Source organism: Oleiharenicola lentus, from assembly GCF_004118375.1.
Classification (GTDB): Bacteria; Verrucomicrobiota; Verrucomicrobiia; order Opitutales; family Opitutaceae; genus Lacunisphaera; species Lacunisphaera lenta.
Window position 1 is genome coordinate 830,531 of record NZ_SDHX01000001.1, and the last position, 17,142, is coordinate 847,672.

The window sequence follows — 17,142 nt, forward strand, 5'->3', positions numbered from 1 at the left end:
CTTGGCTCAGCCGCCGTGTTCCGCAAGCCAGCGCTCGGCCTCGATGGCCGCCTGGCAGCCCATGCCCGCGGCGGTGATCGCCTGGCGGTAAACGTGGTCGGAACAGTCGCCCGCCACATAGACGCCGGGTGTCTTGGTGCGGACCTGCGAACCGGCGAGCGGCACGATGTAGCCGCCCTCGTCAGTGTCCACCGCGCCCCTGAAGGGAGCGGTGTTCGGCACGTGGCCGATGGCGACGAAGATGCCCTTCACCTGCAGCACGCTCTCGGCGCCGGTTTTCACGTTCTTGATTTTCAGGCCGCTCACGGCGCCCTGTTCGACGCCTTCGACCGCGACCGGCACACTGTCCCACACGCACTGGATCTTCGGGTGCGAGGTGGCGCGGTCGGCCATGATCTTCGAGGCGCGCAGCGAGTCGCGGCGGTGCACGAGGTAAACCTTGCTGGCGAAACGCGTGAGGAACAGGGCCTCCTCGGCCGCGCTGTCACCGCCGCCGATCACCGCGACGTCCATCTTGCGGTAGAACGCGCCGTCACAGGTCGCGCAGGTGGTCACACCCTTGCCGCCATAAAGTTCCTTCTCGCCGGGGATGCCGGTCATGCGCGGCGAGGCGCCGGTGGCGATGATGACGACCTTGGCCTTGATCTCGCGGTCGGAGAGCTTGAGCGTGTGCGGCCAGGCACTGGTATCGAGGCTCAGCACGGTGCCGCTCTGGTAGCGCGCGCCGAATTTCTCCGCCTGCTTGCGGATGTTCTGCGTGAGCATGAAGCCGTCCACACCCTCGGGGAAGCCGGGGAAGTTCTCCACCTCTGACGTCGTCGTGAGCTGGCCACCGGGCTGGGCGCCCTCGAGGACGAGCGGGGAGAGGTTGGCGCGGCCGGTGTAAACCGCGGCGGTGAGGCCGGCGCAACCGGTGCCGACGATGACGACGTTTTCGACTGGGGCGGACATGGTGGGAAGCGGCGAAGTGAGCCCAACAATTCGGCCGGTGCAACCCCGGAGATGGCCGACACCCCTAAATCCGCCGCCGGGCCGGCCGGCGGCGGGAACAATCGTTGCGCAGTGTTGTGCGCCGGGTGCGGAGTGGGGGCGAAGGCGATTCCGCATAATGGCGGCCAGCTTCCACGCCATGAGAACTTGCATTCCCTTTCTCGCTTTCCTGCTGACTTGCGCCGGTTTGCCCGCAGTGGAGCGGCCGGCCTGGCTCACCGAGCTGTCGGTGGTGGGGCGGACCGGATACGACACCAATCTCTTCAACGTGGACAACGCCCGGCCGGATGCGCCGCTCGCGGATCGGGCGGGCTGGGCCGGTTCGCTGGGCGTGAAAGTGGCCGTCTCGGTTTCCGCGCTGCTGGAGGCGCCGAGGGATCAGCTGCAGCTCGGTTACGCGCCGACCTTCAACTGGTTCGAGGGCGCGACCGACGAGAACCACGCGCAGCACCGTTTCACCGTCACCTCCACCGGCCGGCGCAGCGCCTGGAGTTGGGCGTTCGACAGCGCCACGACCTACACCGACGGCCCGGAGGATTCCCCGCGCTTCAACACCTACAACATCTTCGGCATGGGCTTGGTGCGGGACCGCCGCACCCAACTGCAGGAAGCGGGCAAAGCCTGGCTGCGCTACGATCGGGCGCGCTGGTTCGTGCGCGGCACGGCCGCCACGCTGATCAACGACTATCGCACCGCGCTCCGCGCGCCCACGGCGGCGGAGGCCGGACGCCTGAACTGGGTGGATCGCAGTGATTTCAACGGTGGCGTGGACCTCGGCTGGAAAATCTCACCCGCCGCGAGCCTTCTCCTCGGCGGACGGCTGGGCCGCCAGCACCAAGCCACCACGGCCTGGCTGACCAAATCGAGTTCGAACCACTACACGCGCGTGCTTCTCGGCTTCGAAGGCCGTCCGACCCGCGCGCTTTCCGGTTCGCTGCTGGCCGGGCCGGATTTCCGGCGCTACGCCGCGACCACCCAATGCATGAGCGACCGGACGCCGGTGGCGTGGTTTTACGCGGGAAATCTCACGGCCACGCTCACCGCGACCGACACCCTCACGCTGACGGCGAAGCAGGAACGCTGGCTGAGCAGCACCGGCCAGAGCGCTTACGACGCCCAAACGCTATCCCTCGCCTGGCAGCACGGGTTTTCCGACGCGTGGTCCCTGCAGCTTTCCGGACAGTGGCAGCAGGGCAAGTATCCGGCGCCGATCGTGCGCAACGACGTCCTGTGCAGCGGTCAGGCGCAGGTGCGCTGGCGGGCGACCAAGCAGTTTGCGGTGACGCTCGACGTGGCGCTCCAGAGCGGAGCCGACCTCCTCGGTCTGCCGGTCACGGCCGGACGTGATTTCCACCGGTCGCAGCTGGGTGTCGGCGTGCAGCGCGCTTTCTGAGCGCGGGCGGCGCTTTTCCCGGGCTTGCGCCCGGCTCAGGGTTGGCCGAAGGTGCGCTTCGCCGTGTCCACGCCCACGCCAACTTCCGCCAAAATCTACTCCCACGAACCCGTGTGGGACGCGAAGCGCTGGCTGCCCACCACGGCCGACGAGGTGTCGGCCCGCGGTTGGGACTACGTGGACGTGGTGATTGTGTCGGGCGACGCCTACGTGGATCACCCGGCCTTCGGCACCGCGGTCATCGGCCGCCTGCTCGAGTCCGAGGGCCTGCGCGTCGCCATCCTGCCGCAACCCAACTGGCGCGACGACCTGCGCGACTTCAAGAAGTTCGGCGCGCCGCGCCTGTTTTTCGGCGTCACGGCGGGTTGCATGGACTCGATGGTCAACCGGTACACCGCGGCCAAGAAACTGCGCAGCGAAGACGCCTACACGCCGGGCGGCGCCCACGGTTTCCGGCCGGACTACGCGACCACCGTCTATTCGCAGATCCTGAAGAAACTCTTTCCCGAGGTGCCGGTGATGATCGGCGGCATCGAGGCCAGCCTGCGCCGCGTGACGCATTTCGACTACTGGTCCGACACGCTGAAGCCCTCGATTCTCGCCGAGAGCGGCGCCGACCTGCTGGTTTACGGCATGGGCGAGCTGCCGTTGCGCGAGACCGTGCGCCTGCTCAAGCGCGGTGTGCCCTTCGCGTCGCTCACGACCATTCCGCAGACTGCCGTGCTGCTCCCGCCCGGCGAGGATGCGCCGAAGAACAAGAACTGGGACGACTACACGCTGCATTCGCACGAGGAGTGCCAGCAGGACCGCGCGCTCTATTCGAAAAACTTCAAGGACATCGAGACCGAGTCCAACCGCGTGAAGGCCCGCCGCCTGCTCCAGCCGACGGGCGAACGCCTGCTGGTGGTGAACCCGCCGTTTCCGACCATGACCGAGGAGCAGATCGATGCGGCTTTCGACCTGCCCTACACGCGCCTGCCGCACCCGAAATACCGCAAGCGCGGCCCCATCCCGGCCTACGAGATGATCAAGCACTCGCTCAACATGCACCGCGGGTGCTTCGGCGGGTGCAGCTTCTGCACGATCTCGGCGCATCAGGGCAAGTTCGTGGCGTCGCGTTCCAAGGCCTCGATCCTCCGCGAGGTCGAGTCGATCAAGCAGATGCCCGATTTCCGCGGCACGATCAGCGACCTCGGCGGCCCGTCGGCCAACATGTATAAGATGAAGGGCAAGGAGCAGTGGATCTGCGACGAGTGCGTCCGCCCGTCCTGCATCTGGCCTGATGTCTGCCGCAATCTCGACACCGACCACACCGCGCTCCTCGACATCTACGAGTCGGTGCGCAACACCGAGGGCGTGAAGCACGCCTACGTCGCGAGCGGCATCCGCTACGACCTTTTCCTCCACGACAAGGGGACCACGCCCGAGGTGAAGGCCAGCCACGAGAAATACATCGAGGAACTCGCCGCGCATCACGTGCCCGGCCGCATCAAGGTCGCGCCCGAGCACACGAGCGACCATGTGCTGCGCGTCATGCGCAAGCCCAGCTTCAACCTCTTCTACAAGTTCAAGGAGAAGTTCGAAAAGGCCGCGGCCAAGGCCGGCAAGCCCGACATGCCGGTCACGCCGTATTTCATCAGCTCGCATCCCGGCTCGCGGCCGGAAGACATGGCCGACCTGGCGCTCAAGACCAAGGACCTCGGCTACCGCCTGGAGGCCGTGCAGGATTTCACGCCCACGCCGATGACCGTCGCCACCGAGATCTACGCCACCGGCGTGCATCCTTACGATGGCAAGCCCGTGGCCTGCGCGCACACGCCCGAGGAGAAGCAGCAGCAGCGCAGCTTCTTCTTCTGGTATAAGCCGGAAATGAAGGCCGCGCTCCGCTCCTCCATGCAGCGCCTCGGCCTCGACGACCTCGCCGCCCGCCTGCTCGACGAAAAGAAGAAGACGCGCGACGTCACGCCGACCCCGCATATTGCGCCCTGCGGGATGCAGGCGCCGGGTTCCCGCCTCGCCGCCGCGACCGCGAAGCCGAAACGCTCCAGGAAACCCGCGCACCTCGACGAGATGCTGCGGGAGGCCGGCGTGAAGACGGCGAAGGACCAGCCGCCATCCCTTTGAGCGTGGTCAGCGGGTAAACGTGAGTTTCACCCGCCGGGAGACCTGAAAGTAAGGAATCCAGATGGCCGCCGCGACGCAGCACTGGAAGAGGGTCTGGTAGTGTTCATATCCCACGGCCTCGAAATTCAGGATGCGCACGTTGGCGATGGTGAACAAGGTGGCGGCGATCTGGAGGATGAAGAAGATTTGGATCGTTCGCGGGAACAGGTAGGAACGGCGGAAGAACAGCACGAGCAACAGAAGCGAGTAGATGAACAGCAGGAGGAACACGATCAGCTCAAGCGGCGCCAGCAGACCATAGTAACGGTTGTAGGCGTCGCTGGAAGGGGAGGTGAGGCGTTCCCAGACGGCGGCATCGAAGTATCCGGTCCGACCTTCGTAGAGCGCAATGATCTGCCAGACGGGTCGGATGAAAAGGCCGAAGCCGACGAGCAGCAGCCAGCCGCCCAGGCCTGCGGTTTCCTGCGCGGCCCGGGCCTTGTAGCTGTAGGGATCGACCGGTCCGCTCTCGGTGGAAAGGGGCGGAGGTTCCGCCGGAGTGGGGTTGCGTTTGCGCACGAGCCGCCAGGAAGCGTAGAGGCCGGCCAGCACCGTGCCCAGGGCCAGACCGATCTGCGACCAGTTGGGGTGGAACCCGGCGGGTTGCGCCACCGCCGGATTCTGGTTCCAGGTCAGCTGATAGCCAAGATTCCGACGGGCCGATTCCGTGTTGCGGGCGAACTCGGACATCCGCGCCGGGGCGACCTCATGCGCCTTTGATTCCCAGGTGTAGTCAAGTTGCACGGTGCGGACGTCAGGCTGGCTGACTTCGTGCGACAGCTCGAAGGCCGCATCGGTCACCCGGTCCTTCTGTGGATCGATCTTCCACTCCTCGGGGAGGTGGATCGTCAGGCGCTCGCGCGCCCGGGTCGGATGGCTGAGGGCCAGTGGCAGCCGTCGTTGGGCGAGATTGGGCATGCGGGTGTGGTCCCACATGGAGGTGGGCTGCAACTCGGCCCGCAACAGGTCGCCCGCCTCGGCCCGGAACAGCTGCTCAACCGCATATTCCTCCGTGACGAAGTAGCGGTTGTCCACCGGGCTGTCGCGGTGCTCCACCGGCTTGGTCTGGCGGATGCCCGGATAGTAGGGAGTGAAGTAGTTGAGATATTCCCGGGAAATCTGGTCGAGCGTGCGGTTGGCGAAGTAGGCGCGCATGTTTTCCGCGGCGCGCCCGGCGTAGGTGGTCTTGATCGCGAGCGTGGCAGGCTTTCCGAGGTCGGTGACGTGGAAGACAGAGGTTATCTCGGTGTCGAGAATGTCGCCGGCTGCGGGCGAGGGGTTCTCGAGCCGGTAATTGTCGGCCGGTGCGATGCGCAGATACGGGCCGTAGCGGTCGAGGTGGCGCAGCGCCAGTCCCTCGCCGCGTTGGTAGGACAGGGTCGGGTCGAGCAGGTAGCGGTGACCGCCAAGATCCAGGCTGACGATCACGTGGTCGAAGGCATAAGGGGTCGTCAGCCGGGAATGGAGCCCCTCCCGGGCATAGCTGTGCACCAGCGCCGGGGCGGCCTCGAGGCCGAGCCCGCGCAGGAGGGCGACCAGCAGGCGGGACTTGTCTTTGCAGTCGCCGAACCGGCGCCGCAGGACCTCGCCGGGTTCGGAGGGCCGGTGCGAACCGGGGCCCATTTGAATGCCGAGGTAACGAATTTCCTGCTGCACGAAGTCCAGGGCGGCGAGCGCTTGGGCCTCGGGCGAAGCTGTCTTGGTCCGGATCTTGCCGGTGAGCTCCGCCACCTGCGGGTCGGGGGTGGCGGGCAGCTGGTAGAGCGGTTCCGCCCAGCGCACGACCTCCTGCCACGAGGAAAATTCCGAGACATCCAGGAACGAGAAGACGGTGTGTGCACCGGGCACGCGCTCCTCGCCCTCGATGATCGGCAGATCACTTCGCCGCCACAGCACATCCTGCTCCCCCTCCCGTTCCCGGAGCTGCGGCGTCAGCTTGGCGGTGCCAACGACCTTGGTGGCGATCTTGCGGTCGGGTGCCGTCAACATCCGGTAGCGCAAATCCCGCACCGGGACCGCCCACTCCAGGAAGGTGGCATCGACGAACTTGCCCTCGAAGACCGGGTTGCGTCCGCGCAACGTGAAGGCGAGGTCGATGCAGTCGCCGATCCGGACGTCTTCAAGGATGACCAGCGCCGTCCGCTGCCCGTTGTAGAGCTGCCGGTCCAGATCGCGCTCCTGCTGGATCAGCTGAATCTTGGCTGGGTCCAGCCGCTCCAGGACCTCGGTTCCGCGCACCAGCCGCAGATGATGCAGAAAAAGTTCCTGGTAGCTGGGATCGAAACTGATGCTGATCTGCCCACCGTTCTGCCGGCCGGAGTCGGATACAATCTGGTAAACCTGGTGCGTGTAGGCCTCGCCAGTGGCCAGCCGCACCTGCTGGTCGAGCAACAGGAAATCCTGCCCGGTGGGATTGGGCTGGGGCGCGGCCGGCGTGACACAGGGCGTCGGCGTGACCCAGTCCGGCGCCGGCCCGATCAGGGACTGCCCGTCTGCCGCGGGCGGCACGCTGGCAAGGATCGGGCGGAGCAATAGTCCGAATAGGAGCAACCCCATGAACCATGGGCGGTGGTTGACCGGACGAGACGTGATTGTGACAGGACGAGGGCAGGACGATGTGCGTCGCATGAATGCAAGGATGGGTGATCTCAGTGCAAGTGAGACCGATGTGCGTTGGCCCGCGCCGGCAACGTGCCGGGCGAGGCTCGCGCTGCCAAGCCCTGAGTGAATGTCCCGCGATGCCGGGATGACCTGCCGGAAGAATCGACCGAGCCCCGGTGCTTACCGGTGGCGGTGCATCAGCTCGGGGGTCGCGGACCTGGCGGCAGGAGAGCGAGCGGGGGCGGAGGTCACAGCTGGCTGCGATTCGCGGGTTCCGGCCTTCGTTTCCGTCACCAATGAGCTTACCAGCTCCTGCAGGCGCTGGGCGTCCTCGAGCAGTTCCGCGGAGGTGGCGGCGGTTTCCTCGGCCCGGGCGGCGTTGGCCTGGGTGATCTGGTCGATTGAGCTGACGTTGCGCGTGAGCTGGCCGAGGCCCTGCGATTGTTCCGTGGTGGCGCGGGCGATCTCCCGGATGTCCTCATCCATCTGGCGCACCCGTTGCACGATTTCCTGGAAAACCGCGGCGACGCGTTCGCTGATCGCCACCCCGTGGGTGCTCTTGGCCACGGAGTCCTGGATCTTTTCGGCGGTCTGGCGCGAGGCGTCGGCGGATTGCTGGGCGAGGCGGCGGACTTCCTCGGCCACGACGGCGAAACCGCGTCCGGCCTCGCCCGCGCGGGCGGCTTCGACGGCGGCGTTGAGCGCGAGGATGTTCGTCTGAAAGGCGATGTTGTCGATGGTCTTGATGATCTCGGAGACGCTGTCGCCCGATTCGCGCACCGCGCGCATCGAGGTCTGCATTTCCTGCATCTGGCCGGCGCTCTCGTCGGCGATGCGGCGGGCTTCGGTGGCCAGTTTGTGCGAGTTGCCCGCCCGGTCGGCGGCCGAGCGCACCATGCTGGAGACCTCCTCCATCGCGGCGCTGGTTTCCTCGACCGAGGCGGCCTGTTTCGAGGCCCCGTCCGCCAGGTCGGCTCCCGCCTGCCGCATCACCTGGCTGCGTTCCGTCACGCTCTGCGCGAACGCGGTCACCTGTTCGCTGATCGTGCCTTGCAGCGCGATCACCCGGTTGAACATACGGGCCACGACGACGAGCACCCCCGTCTCGGCCACGACAAACGCCGCGTGAAGCAGCACGATGCCGAAGGAGGCCTCGTAGTTGAACACACTTTTCGGGAACAGCGCCCAGAACAGGATGTGATGGGTGGCCACCGTGGCTGTCGCCACCAGCACGGGCACGATGCGGGCGAGGGCGACCAGGCAGGCCAGCGCGACAAAGATATGAAAGTGCATCTCGATCATTCCCTTCCCGAGATGGATCAGCAGTGCGCTGAAGCCCATGGCGGACGCGGCGATCGCGGAGGCGCCCAGCGCGCTGCCGGGGCGCAGCCCTTGGATCAGGGCCGGACCGGCGAAAATCAGCAGTCCGGCGCCGATGGCGAGTCCGAGGCTGGTGCCGCAGACCAGCGCGGTGACCGCCATCAGCGGCACATGCGCGGCGAGGATGATGAGGGAGGCTTTCCCGACGCGGCGGTGGTAGCTTTGTTCGAACTGGGTCATGGCGGGTTGGAGAATCGGAGGTTTAGCGGGTCAAGTTGTCGGCGCAGGGATTCGCTCGTGGCACAGCCGTAGGCAGGCAGGGCCTCCGCGGAACGCCCGGCGGCCACGGCAGCCATGAGCCCCGGCAGTTCGCTGCGGGTGCCGGCGACGCCGGGACGCTGGCGGCTGTAGCCGCCGCTGTAGGCCGTGCGGCCGTCGGCATGAAAAAGCACGAGCCAGGGCGCGCCTTGGATCTGGTGATCGGCCGCGAGTTTCTCAGCTGCGATGCGCTCGACGGCGAAACCGGCCTGCTGGAGTTGCGCGGCGATGGCCGGCTCGTCGCCGACGAGCCACACCTCTTCGCGCCAGCCACGTTGCGGGCCGCGCCGGGCCAGTTCGTCGGCCACGCTGGCGGAGCAACCGCAGTCGGAGCCGAGCACATGCCAGGCCCGCGGCCGGTCACCGGCAGTGGTGTCATCAGGGCGCCCCACCGGCAGCGGGATCAGGTGCTGGGCCACGGTCCAAGCGCCGAACAGGCTGGTGGCGGCAAACCACACCCCGAACACGACCGGACCCGCCCAACGGCGCAATCGCGACGCGGGCGTGCCGGTGCCGGCGCGCCGATGGAGGCAAGGTGACATGAAGGTGACCACCCAATATCGGAGCAAAGCGCGTCCAACTTGAGCCCATGCCGGGATTCGGGCCAAATGGCTCTGTTGGACGCCGGTTGACGGCGCGCTCCGTCGGGCCAAGCTGTCAGCATGACTACTCGATCCTTGCTGCATCTCATCATGTCTCTGGCGCTTGGTCTCGCGGTTCTCGCCGGCGTGCCCGGTGCGGTTGCGAAGAGTGCGACCGAGGAGAAACGCGCCGAGATCGATGAAATGGCCAAAGGCATGCTCGACGATCTCTACCAGCTGAAGCCCATGGCCAAGGATCAGGTAAAGCGGGCCGCCGGCTACGCCGTGTTTTCCAACGTCGGCGTGAATCTCGTCTTCGCGAGCTTTGCGGGTGGGCACGGCGTGGTCGTGGACAAGAAGGGCAAGCGCACCTACATGAAGATGGGCTCCGCGGGGCTCGGCCTCGGGCTCGGCGTTAAGGATTTCCGCGCCGTCTTCATCTTCCGCACCAAGGCGAAGATGGAGGCCTTCATCGAGAAAGGCTGGGACTTTAGCGGTCAGGTGGATGCCGCCGCCAAGTCCGACAAAAAAGGGGCGGCCATCGCCGCCGCCGAGACCGCGATTCCCGATGTCGAAATTTACCAGATCACGAAGAACGGCCTCGCCTTGCAGGCCACCCTGCAGGGCACCAAATACTGGCAGGACAAGGATTTAAACTGATTCGCATTTAAGCGCAGGCGGTCTGCGCCGATAGGAAGGAACAGCCCATGTCCCATCATGCTGTTCTTCAAGCGCATCCTCGAGGTCACAAAAAGCGCCTCCGCCTCCGACCGCCGGGGTGGGGCGCGCTACGCCGTTAAGCCGGGCTTTCCAATCAAGACCGTGCTGAACATTCTCGGCCGCGATGAGCAGGGGCATCTGCTGCAGTCGCGGGATGGTCAGGGCTGGGATTGGACCGGCCGGTTGCTGGACATTTCCTTTTCCGGCGCCCGTATGCAGATGCCACGCACGGTTGCGGCGATGCGCGGCGACTGCTGCCACCTCAAGATCGACGTGCAGGGCTACGAGGTCACCGTGCCGGCCAAGATCGCGCACATCGCCGATCGCCGCGATTCCTTTGTGTTCGGGCTCTCGTTGAACACGCCCGCTTCGGCCTCGGCCCCGGCTTTTCACCAGCTCGTCGAGTTGATCGCGTTGGGGGCAACCTTGCAACCCGTGCGGCCGATCCAGCCCGATGACTCCGGCTACCTCGTCGAAGAATACGCCGGCGAACTGGGTTCACGCCTCGTCATCTGGCGGCATCTGGCCGGACGCGACGTGGCGGCGTTTGAGTTTAAACTCAAGGACTGCCTCGTGCGCGGCCTCGCGGGGCGCAATCAGCTTGAATGCCTGTCCGGAGGCCAGGAGGCCGGGGCCCGTCCCGTCTCGGGTCCCAAGGGCGAGGAAATTCAGCGGCTCTACCAGTGGGTCGTCTGCAACCTGGCTCCTGCCGTGCCCGCCGACGTCTGTGAATTTCTCCGGAAACGTGCCGCCTGAGCCGCCCCCGGAGCTCTACTGGTGGGTGCGAGCAAGATCGCGCCCGCCTGCCAGCCACTGAAAGGTGGAGCCCGCGCTCCGCGTGCGCTGTTCGGCGCCCGCTCGGAAAACCTGTGCAGGGCGCAGGTTCCTCCTCCAGCCAACTGCATCCTTGGCTGAGCTGCATTCGTGCCCATGAGGAGGGGCGACCTGCTCCCAGGGCCGCTTTCTGCGCGCCTTGCTCTATCCCGGCAGCCGCATGCCGCCTTATTCCTTCGGCGGCACCCGCACGGCGGCCCGCAGCCCGGCGAAGTGTTTGCCGGCGCAGTCCGGACAGATGCCGTGCGAGGTCTCGGTGGCGAGGCGCGAGTCGAAGAATTCCTCCATCGTCTGCCAGCGCCCCTGGTTGCCCAGCCGGCGGCACCAGCTGCACACGAGCAGAAATTCCTCCAGTTCGTGCAGGCGCCGCAACAGCCGGCGAATCGTGAAATGCACCCACGCCCAGATGCCCAGCACCACGATCGTGCGGAATACCACGCGGCCCCACCGGAACTCCGCGTCCTCCCCGTAGAGCAGGTGCGGCAGGCGCACGACCTCCACGACCCACGTGAGCACGATCATCAGCAGGAAGCCGATGGTGACTTTCAGCAGAATGGAGCGGCCGCTTTTCGTTTGCATGCTTTGCTGCGGGCATGGACCTCGCATTCCTCGCGCGCAAGCCGACAACGGTGTTCGAATCCATATTGTTTTCCCGCGCACGGGACACCCGGGTCGCGCTTCCGCAAAACGGGCGGACCCTCCCCGCCGCGTCCGGGTTGCGCGTGTCGTTCCCCATCAGCGTTTAGGGGCGCTTGCGGGTGGTTGGCACGCGCATTGCAAAGAGGAGGGGATGCCAGGTGGCGGATTCAACTCCGCCGCACGGTGTCGAAAATAAAACCAAAACCAAAAATCTGAAACTATCCGCTCCCTGCGGAGTTCTTCCCGCCATGAACCTCAAGGAACTCGTCCTCGCCACCGCCGTAACCGGTGGACTCTTCGCTGCCAGCGCCCTTTCCGCCGGTGTTGTCATCTCGCCTCTCGTCACGGAATCCGAATTCGTCGCGCCCGCGCCCGTGAAGGTCGTCGCGCCCGCCAATATTCCCCGCCAATACCAAAATGAAACGATTCGCGTCAGCCTCACGGTGGATGCGGACGGACGCGCCCGCAACGTGAACCTCGTCGACGGCCGGGACCCGAGTCTCGTGCGCCGTCTCCTGCCCGCCGTCGCGCAGTGGCAGTTCAAGCCCGCGCTGAAAAACGGCCGGCCGGTTTCCGCCGAGGTGGTGTTGCCGCTGCAGCTGGTGGATGCTCCGGCTTCCTGATTTCAGGCCAGGTCTTTTTCCCGGGCGCGGGTCGGTGCCAGTGCACCGGTCCGCGCCTTGTTTTTGGGGTGCGCCGGGCTCCCGGGCGGTTCGTTGGACGGATTCATGCTCTTGCCCTGCGCGCTTGTGCCGATGTAGCATGGAAACCCTGAATAACCCTCGGGCGGTGTCCCCTCATCGCCTGCACCCCATGGCTTTCTTCAAGCGCTTCCTGAAAGACCACGTGTCGTCGCCGGCCAGTCCTGCGCCAAAGACTCCGGTGCGGGCGGCGCCCGCGGTGGAGCGCCGGGCTCAGGAGCGGCATGCGGTGAACCACGATTTTGCCCTGAAGGCCACGCTCAGCTATGTCGGACGCGATGTCACCGGGGCGCCGATGAGCGATTCCCGTCATGGCTGGAATTGGAAGGGCCGGCTCGTGGATTGTTCCGAGGCCGGCGTGCGCCTCCAACTCGGCGCCGGCTTGCAGGCGGTCATTGGCGAGTCCTGCGACCTGCGCCTCGGCATCCAGGATTTTGAGGTCATCGTGCCGTGCCACGTCGTCAACATCAGCGAAAACGCCGAGGGCATGGTGTTCGGTTTGCAGCACGAGATCTACGACGAGACCATGCGGCTCAAGTATCTCCGGCTCGTGGATGTGGTGGCCTTGGGTTCAACCTTGCGCCTGCATTCGCGCACCCCGGGTCCGGACGACTCCGGCTACATCGTGGAGAACTACCGGAGCAGCCGCTCCGCGCGCCTGACCGTCTGGCGGCACCCGGCCGACGAGTCGGTCTCGGCCTTCGAAATCCAGATCAACGATTGCCTCCTGCGGGCGGCAGAAGGGCAGGGACTGGAATATTTCACCGGCGACGACTCGGGGTCGCGGCCGGCGACGGCGGTGCAATGCCACGAGATCCATCAGCTCTTCCAATGGGTCGTGGCCAACCTGCCCGCGGAGGTGCCGGCCGACGTGAAGGTTTTCCTGCACGGCTTCGCCGGTTGAGACCGGCCCCGTCGGCTCACAGGTTGCGCAAAAACCCCGGCCCTTTCGCGCGGAGTTCCTCCTCGGTCTGGCGCCGGCTGGCCGCCATGTTGTCCACGAGGTTGGGATAGCGGCGCCCGGCGGCCTTCGCCCGGGCCCGGGCCCAGGCAATGCTCTCCGGCGTGAGCTTCGTTTTGCCGGCTGGTTTCTCGGATTTCCTTTCCCAGGGAGGTTGGGCCATGGTCGACGGGCGGTGAGCCAAGCAGCCAAGCCGGATTCGGTGGATTGGCAAACCGGACCGGAGTTGCGGGAACGCTTGGCATGGGCGGGCTCCCTCTGCTTAGTCACAGCCATGAAAGACGGCCTTGGCGGCTTGGCATCCGAACTGAAACGCGGCCTGCGGGTTTTTGGCGTGATCAGCCTGGTCTGCCTGTTCGCCGCGGCCCCGGCGGTCGCGGTGGCGGAAGAGGAGGATGACGAACCGCTCATCGAGCTGCCCGCATCCGACGAGAAGCTGGCCGCCCGCATCAACGCCGCTCAGCTCACGCCCGCGGCCCTGCCCGGCGTGTTCGCGGGCATCGCCACCGCCGTGGACGAGGCCATGGAGCCGGAGACGCGCCAGGAGGCGGCGCGCCTCATCGCCGCCTATCGCAACCAACCCGGCGCCCTGGCCAACGCCGCGGCCATCGCGTGGGTGCAGGGCTTTCCCGAGCAGGCGCTGCGCCTCGCCGCCGAGGCCGCCCGCCTCGCGCCCGCCGACGCCAACGCCGTCAACACGCTGGCGGCGCTCCTCGTGCATGCCGGCTACGAACCCAAGGCCATCCCGATCCTCCGGCATCTGGCCCAGAAATATCCCCACGACACCTCCATCCAGAGCAATCTCGCCGTGGCGTGGCTCAATCTCGGCGAGGTCGGCGAATGCCGGAAGATTGTCCTTCCTCTGCTCGCGCGGGCGCCGGGCCACGGCGTGGCGAATCTTTGTGCGGGCCTGATTGCCGAGAGCGAGGGCCGGCATCCGGAGGCGAACGCGCACTTCCAGCGCGCGGCCGCCAGCAACAGCTCGCCGCTCGCCCGCGAGGTGCTGCGCCGGCGCAAACAGCCCCATCGAGCGCCGCCCGGGTTCATGGGCCTGCTGCCGAAGAAGGAATATTTCAGTCCGAGCGCCTTCGCCCCGGTGAAAGCCCAGCGCTCGCTCGGGGAATACGCGGTCAAAAAGGCCGAGAAGGCGGCCTACGATGCGGAGCTGCGAAAGCAGGTGGCCGTGCAAGCCCGGATCATCCAGGAGGAGACCGGCAAGGTCATGCAGGACGCCATGCACGGACGGGTGAACTTCGGCGGCCCCTACACCAAGCTCGACTGGAAGAATCACCTCCGGTCTCTGACCCAAAGCCACGAGAGCCGTCTCAAGGTTGCCCAAGAGCGTCTCATGGCGCGTATGCGTGCGATCAGCGAGCTGCGCCTTGCCTATGAGCGCACCCCGACGCCCGGTGCGCCCGAGGATCCGGTGCCGTTCTGTGTTCGCCGGCGGCCCATCGCCCAGGCTGCGCTGACAAAGATGAGCGAGGAATATGACCAGCTCGTCGCCGAGACCCTCTACGTGATGCGCGATGCCACCAATGCGCGCCTCTCGGTCGAGCGGTTCATGCTGCCGCCCGCGGCCTATCGCGTGGCCTTTGCCGGCAACGTCTCCGCCTACCTGGAATATGTGCGCAAGCTCAACTCGGAGCTGCCGCTGGTGGAGGATCCCTGCGCCGGCCAGACCCCGGGTCGGTGGCCGGGTTATGAGCTGGTGCCTCCGGGCGAAGGCGAGTGCCCCTTCTCGCTCAAGGTCGATGCCATCGTCGCCGAGCTGCAGATGGACTGCCACAAGTTCAGCTTCACTTTCGAGGCCGGTCTCGCCTTCAGTGCGACCAAGGAGTTTGCCTCCGGCGAGACCACGCTTACGGCCGGGCTCGGGTTGGAGGCCGATCTGCATGACATCGGCAAGGCCGGCGGTTCCGCCCAGATGGTCATGGTGTGGGACCGCGAGAACGAGATCAGCTTCATCGGCGTCGAGTCCACCGCCGAGGCGAAGTTGTCCGGCATCCCCGGAATCGGCGGCAAGCTCGCGCAGGAGGTGCTGGGCGCGGAAGGTGAAAACCAGCCGGATTTCTCGAAAGATTTGGTCAACGTGAACTCCCGGATGCGGCTCGGCGTGGAAGTCGGTCCGCGGGGGATGGAGTCGCACCTCAGCGGCGAGGCCTCCGGCCAGTTGCTCGGCGCCGAGATTTTCAAGGCGGAGCTGCCCTGAGCGACGGCCTCGGAGGGTTAGGATGGCGCCGAAAATTCCGTGTAATCCGGCAGCGCCCTCCGGCGTCTTGTGCAAAATTGACCCTTCGCCCTTCCACCGGGCACCCCCGTAACCTCCGCCCACGCCGAATGAATTTTTCACTCCGTCCGTCTGTCTTGTCACTTGTTGCCATCGCGCTCGCCTTGCCGCCGGCCGCCGACTTGCTCGCGGCCGATGCACCCCGCCAGATCGCCTTTCCCAGTGCGGAGGGCTACGGGCGTTTCGCGCAGGGTGGGCGCGGCGGGCGCGTCATCGCCGTCACCAACCTCAACGACTCCGGCCCTGGCAGCCTGCGTGCCGCCGTCGAGGCCGAGGGGCCGCGCACGGTCGTGTTCGAGGTTTCCGGCCGCATCGAGCTCAAGTCCAAACTCGTCGTGCGTGCGGCCAACTCGCAGCTCACGATTGCCGGTCAGACCGCGCCCGGGCTCGGCATCTGCATCAGCAATTACAACTTCGGCGTCCTCGGCGCGCGCGACGTGATCATCCGTTACATTCGCGTGCGCCCCGGCAACACCTCGGGCACCACGCTCGACGGCATGGGCCTGGCTTCGGCGGACAATGCCATCATCGACCACTGTTCGATCAGCTGGACCCTCGACGAGGCCTTCAGTTCGCGCGGCGCGAAGAACATCACGCTCCAGCGCACGCTCATCTCCGAGGCGCTCAACGCCGCCGGCCACAAGAAATACCCGCCCGGCACCGAACACGGCTATGCGGCGAGCATCGGCGGCGACGTTGGCAGCTTTCACCACAACCTGCTCGCGCACTGCGCCGGCCGCAACTGGAGCCTGGCCGGCGGACTCGACAAGACCCAGGGCCACACCTACGCGGGCCGCCTCGATATCCGGAACAACTTGGTCTACAACTGGAAGTCCCGCACGACCGACGGCGGCGCGCACGAGGTGAACTTCGTGAACAATTACTACAAGCCCGGCCCCGCCACGAAATACTTCGTCGCGTTGAAGGCCCAATACGGCGGCTTCCCCGGCACCCAGCGGTATTTCGTCTCGGGCAACGTCATGCCCGGACACTTCGGCGTGGACGACCAGGAGAAGGCGCGCACCGCCACCACCGAGCGCGGTGGAAAACTGCCGACGGACTACAGCCCGTGGGTGGACGCGCCGTTCTTTGAATCGCACGTGCGCACGCAGACCGCCGAGCAGGCCTACGCCGACGTGCTCGCCAACGTGGGCTGCAACTTCCCCGCGCTCGATCCCCATGACCAGCGGATCCTCGCCGAAGTCCGCGCTGGCACCACGACCTACCGGGGCAGCACCACCGGTCTGCCCGGTCTGCCCGATTCGCAGGCGGATGTGGGCGGCTGGGACAACTACCCCGAGATTCATCGTCCCGCCGATTGGGACACCGACCGCGACGGCATGCCCGACACCTGGGAAAAGTCCCACGGCCTCGATCCCGCCAACCCGGCCGACGGCCCCGCCGACCGCAACGCCGACGGCTACACCAACCTCGAAGACTACCTCAACTCCCTCGTCGGCGAGTTCCCCCCGTAACAGCCGCCCAATCGTCCCCCCGCCGCAGTCCCCCGCCGGTCCGTCTGTCACACGCCCCAAAAAGAGCCAATTTTTAACCGACTCCCCCACGCGGCCCAATGTTCGTAATACGAACATTGGGCCGCGTACTATCCGGGCACGCCGACTGCGTCGGTC

At 66.4% G+C, this 17,142-nt stretch carries 14 protein-coding genes; 8 read left to right on the forward strand and 6 right to left on the reverse strand.

What is annotated here, in order from left to right; translation table 11 throughout:
- Nucleotides 1–6: 6 nt before the first annotated feature.
- Nucleotides 7–951 (reverse strand): thioredoxin-disulfide reductase, encoded by a 945-nt coding sequence (gene trxB, locus ESB00_RS03350; RefSeq protein WP_129046312.1) that lies wholly within the window; start codon nt 949–951, stop codon nt 7–9.
- 178 nt (nt 952–1,129) lie between these two features.
- On the opposite strand from trxB, the gene ESB00_RS03355 reads away from it, so the two are divergent.
- Nucleotides 1,130–2,383, forward strand: a complete 1,254-nt coding sequence (locus ESB00_RS03355) for a hypothetical protein (RefSeq protein ID WP_129046313.1) — start codon at nt 1,130–1,132, stop codon at nt 2,381–2,383.
- Between the two features lie 111 nt (nt 2,384–2,494).
- Complete coding sequence (locus ESB00_RS03360) at nt 2,495–4,507, forward strand: YgiQ family radical SAM protein (RefSeq protein WP_164976215.1); 2,013 nt, start codon at nt 2,495–2,497, stop codon at nt 4,505–4,507.
- Between the two features lie 6 nt (nt 4,508–4,513).
- Here the strand turns inward: ESB00_RS03360 and ESB00_RS03365 are convergent, their stop codons facing one another.
- From ESB00_RS03365 to ESB00_RS03375, 3 genes are all read right to left on the reverse strand, one after another.
- Nucleotides 4,514–7,102 (reverse strand): DUF3857 domain-containing protein, encoded by a 2,589-nt coding sequence (locus ESB00_RS03365; protein ID WP_164976001.1) that lies wholly within the window; start codon nt 7,100–7,102, stop codon nt 4,514–4,516.
- A gap of 225 nt (nt 7,103–7,327) precedes the next feature.
- Nucleotides 7,328–8,707: a methyl-accepting chemotaxis protein gene (locus ESB00_RS03370; protein WP_129046316.1), complete on the reverse strand. Its 1,380-nt coding sequence runs from the start codon at nt 8,705–8,707 to the stop codon at nt 7,328–7,330.
- The gene (locus ESB00_RS03375; RefSeq protein ID WP_129046317.1) at nt 8,704–9,327 is read right to left on the reverse strand and encodes a hypothetical protein; all 624 of its coding nucleotides are present in this window, start codon (nt 9,325–9,327) and stop codon (nt 8,704–8,706) included. The genes ESB00_RS03370 and ESB00_RS03375 overlap by 4 nt, the downstream gene beginning before the upstream one ends.
- 120 nt (nt 9,328–9,447) lie before the next feature.
- On the opposite strand from ESB00_RS03375, the gene ESB00_RS03380 reads away from it, so the two are divergent.
- Together ESB00_RS03380 and ESB00_RS03385 are read left to right on the forward strand one after the other, a co-directional pair.
- Nucleotides 9,448–10,026 (forward strand): lipid-binding SYLF domain-containing protein, encoded by a 579-nt coding sequence (locus ESB00_RS03380; RefSeq protein WP_129046318.1) that lies wholly within the window; start codon nt 9,448–9,450, stop codon nt 10,024–10,026.
- A gap of 57 nt (nt 10,027–10,083) precedes the next feature.
- Nucleotides 10,084–10,842 carry a PilZ domain-containing protein gene (locus ESB00_RS03385; protein WP_129046319.1) on the forward strand — a complete coding sequence of 253 codons (759 nt, stop codon included), beginning with the start codon at nt 10,084–10,086 and terminating at the stop codon, nt 10,840–10,842.
- Nucleotides 10,843–11,088: 246 nt separating this feature from the next.
- On the opposite strand, the gene ESB00_RS03390 is transcribed toward ESB00_RS03385, so the two are convergent.
- Nucleotides 11,089–11,499 (reverse strand): hypothetical protein, encoded by a 411-nt coding sequence (locus ESB00_RS03390; RefSeq protein ID WP_129046320.1) that lies wholly within the window; start codon nt 11,497–11,499, stop codon nt 11,089–11,091.
- 308 nt (nt 11,500–11,807) lie between these two features.
- Here ESB00_RS03390 and ESB00_RS03395 point away from each other — a divergent pair, with 308 nt between their 5' ends.
- Nucleotides 11,808–12,182, forward strand: coding sequence for an energy transducer TonB (locus ESB00_RS03395; protein WP_129046321.1), 375 nt, complete (start codon nt 11,808–11,810; stop codon nt 12,180–12,182).
- Between the two features lie 190 nt (nt 12,183–12,372).
- Entirely contained in the window at nt 12,373–13,164 is a 792-nt protein-coding gene (locus ESB00_RS03400; protein WP_164976002.1) for a PilZ domain-containing protein, read from the forward strand.
- A 16-nt stretch (nt 13,165–13,180) separates the two neighbouring features.
- Here ESB00_RS03400 and ESB00_RS03405 read toward each other — a convergent pair whose 3' ends face one another.
- Complete coding sequence (locus ESB00_RS03405) at nt 13,181–13,384, reverse strand: hypothetical protein (protein ID WP_129046323.1); 204 nt, start codon at nt 13,382–13,384, stop codon at nt 13,181–13,183.
- 111 nt (nt 13,385–13,495) lie between these two features.
- On the opposite strand from ESB00_RS03405, the gene ESB00_RS03410 reads away from it, so the two are divergent.
- Entirely contained in the window at nt 13,496–15,433 is a 1,938-nt protein-coding gene (locus ESB00_RS03410) for a tetratricopeptide repeat protein (protein ID WP_129046324.1), read from the forward strand.
- A gap of 155 nt (nt 15,434–15,588) precedes the next feature.
- Nucleotides 15,589–16,986: a pectate lyase family protein gene (locus ESB00_RS03415; protein WP_129046325.1), complete on the forward strand. Its 1,398-nt coding sequence runs from the start codon at nt 15,589–15,591 to the stop codon at nt 16,984–16,986.
- Nucleotides 16,987–17,142: the final 156 nt, after the last annotated feature.

Coding starts and splice junctions, on each gene's coding strand:
- trxB (WP_129046312.1), bottom strand. CDS start 951: ATGTCCGCCCCAGTCGAAAACGTCGTCATCGTCGGCACCGGTTGCGCC.
- ESB00_RS03355 (WP_129046313.1), top strand. CDS start 1,130: ATGAGAACTTGCATTCCCTTTCTCGCTTTCCTGCTGACTTGCGCCGGT.
- ESB00_RS03365 (WP_164976001.1), bottom strand. CDS start 7,102: ATGGGGTTGCTCCTATTCGGACTATTGCTCCGCCCGATCCTTGCCAGC.
- ESB00_RS03370 (WP_129046316.1), bottom strand. CDS start 8,707: ATGACCCAGTTCGAACAAAGCTACCACCGCCGCGTCGGGAAAGCCTCC.
- ESB00_RS03375 (WP_129046317.1), bottom strand. CDS start 9,327: ATGTCACCTTGCCTCCATCGGCGCGCCGGCACCGGCACGCCCGCGTCG.
- ESB00_RS03380 (WP_129046318.1), top strand. CDS start 9,448: ATGACTACTCGATCCTTGCTGCATCTCATCATGTCTCTGGCGCTTGGT.
- ESB00_RS03385 (WP_129046319.1), top strand. CDS start 10,084: ATGCTGTTCTTCAAGCGCATCCTCGAGGTCACAAAAAGCGCCTCCGCC.
- ESB00_RS03390 (WP_129046320.1), bottom strand. CDS start 11,499: ATGCAAACGAAAAGCGGCCGCTCCATTCTGCTGAAAGTCACCATCGGC.
- ESB00_RS03395 (WP_129046321.1), top strand. CDS start 11,808: ATGAACCTCAAGGAACTCGTCCTCGCCACCGCCGTAACCGGTGGACTC.
- ESB00_RS03400 (WP_164976002.1), top strand. CDS start 12,373: ATGGCTTTCTTCAAGCGCTTCCTGAAAGACCACGTGTCGTCGCCGGCC.
- ESB00_RS03405 (WP_129046323.1), bottom strand. CDS start 13,384: ATGGCCCAACCTCCCTGGGAAAGGAAATCCGAGAAACCAGCCGGCAAA.
- ESB00_RS03410 (WP_129046324.1), top strand. CDS start 13,496: ATGAAAGACGGCCTTGGCGGCTTGGCATCCGAACTGAAACGCGGCCTG.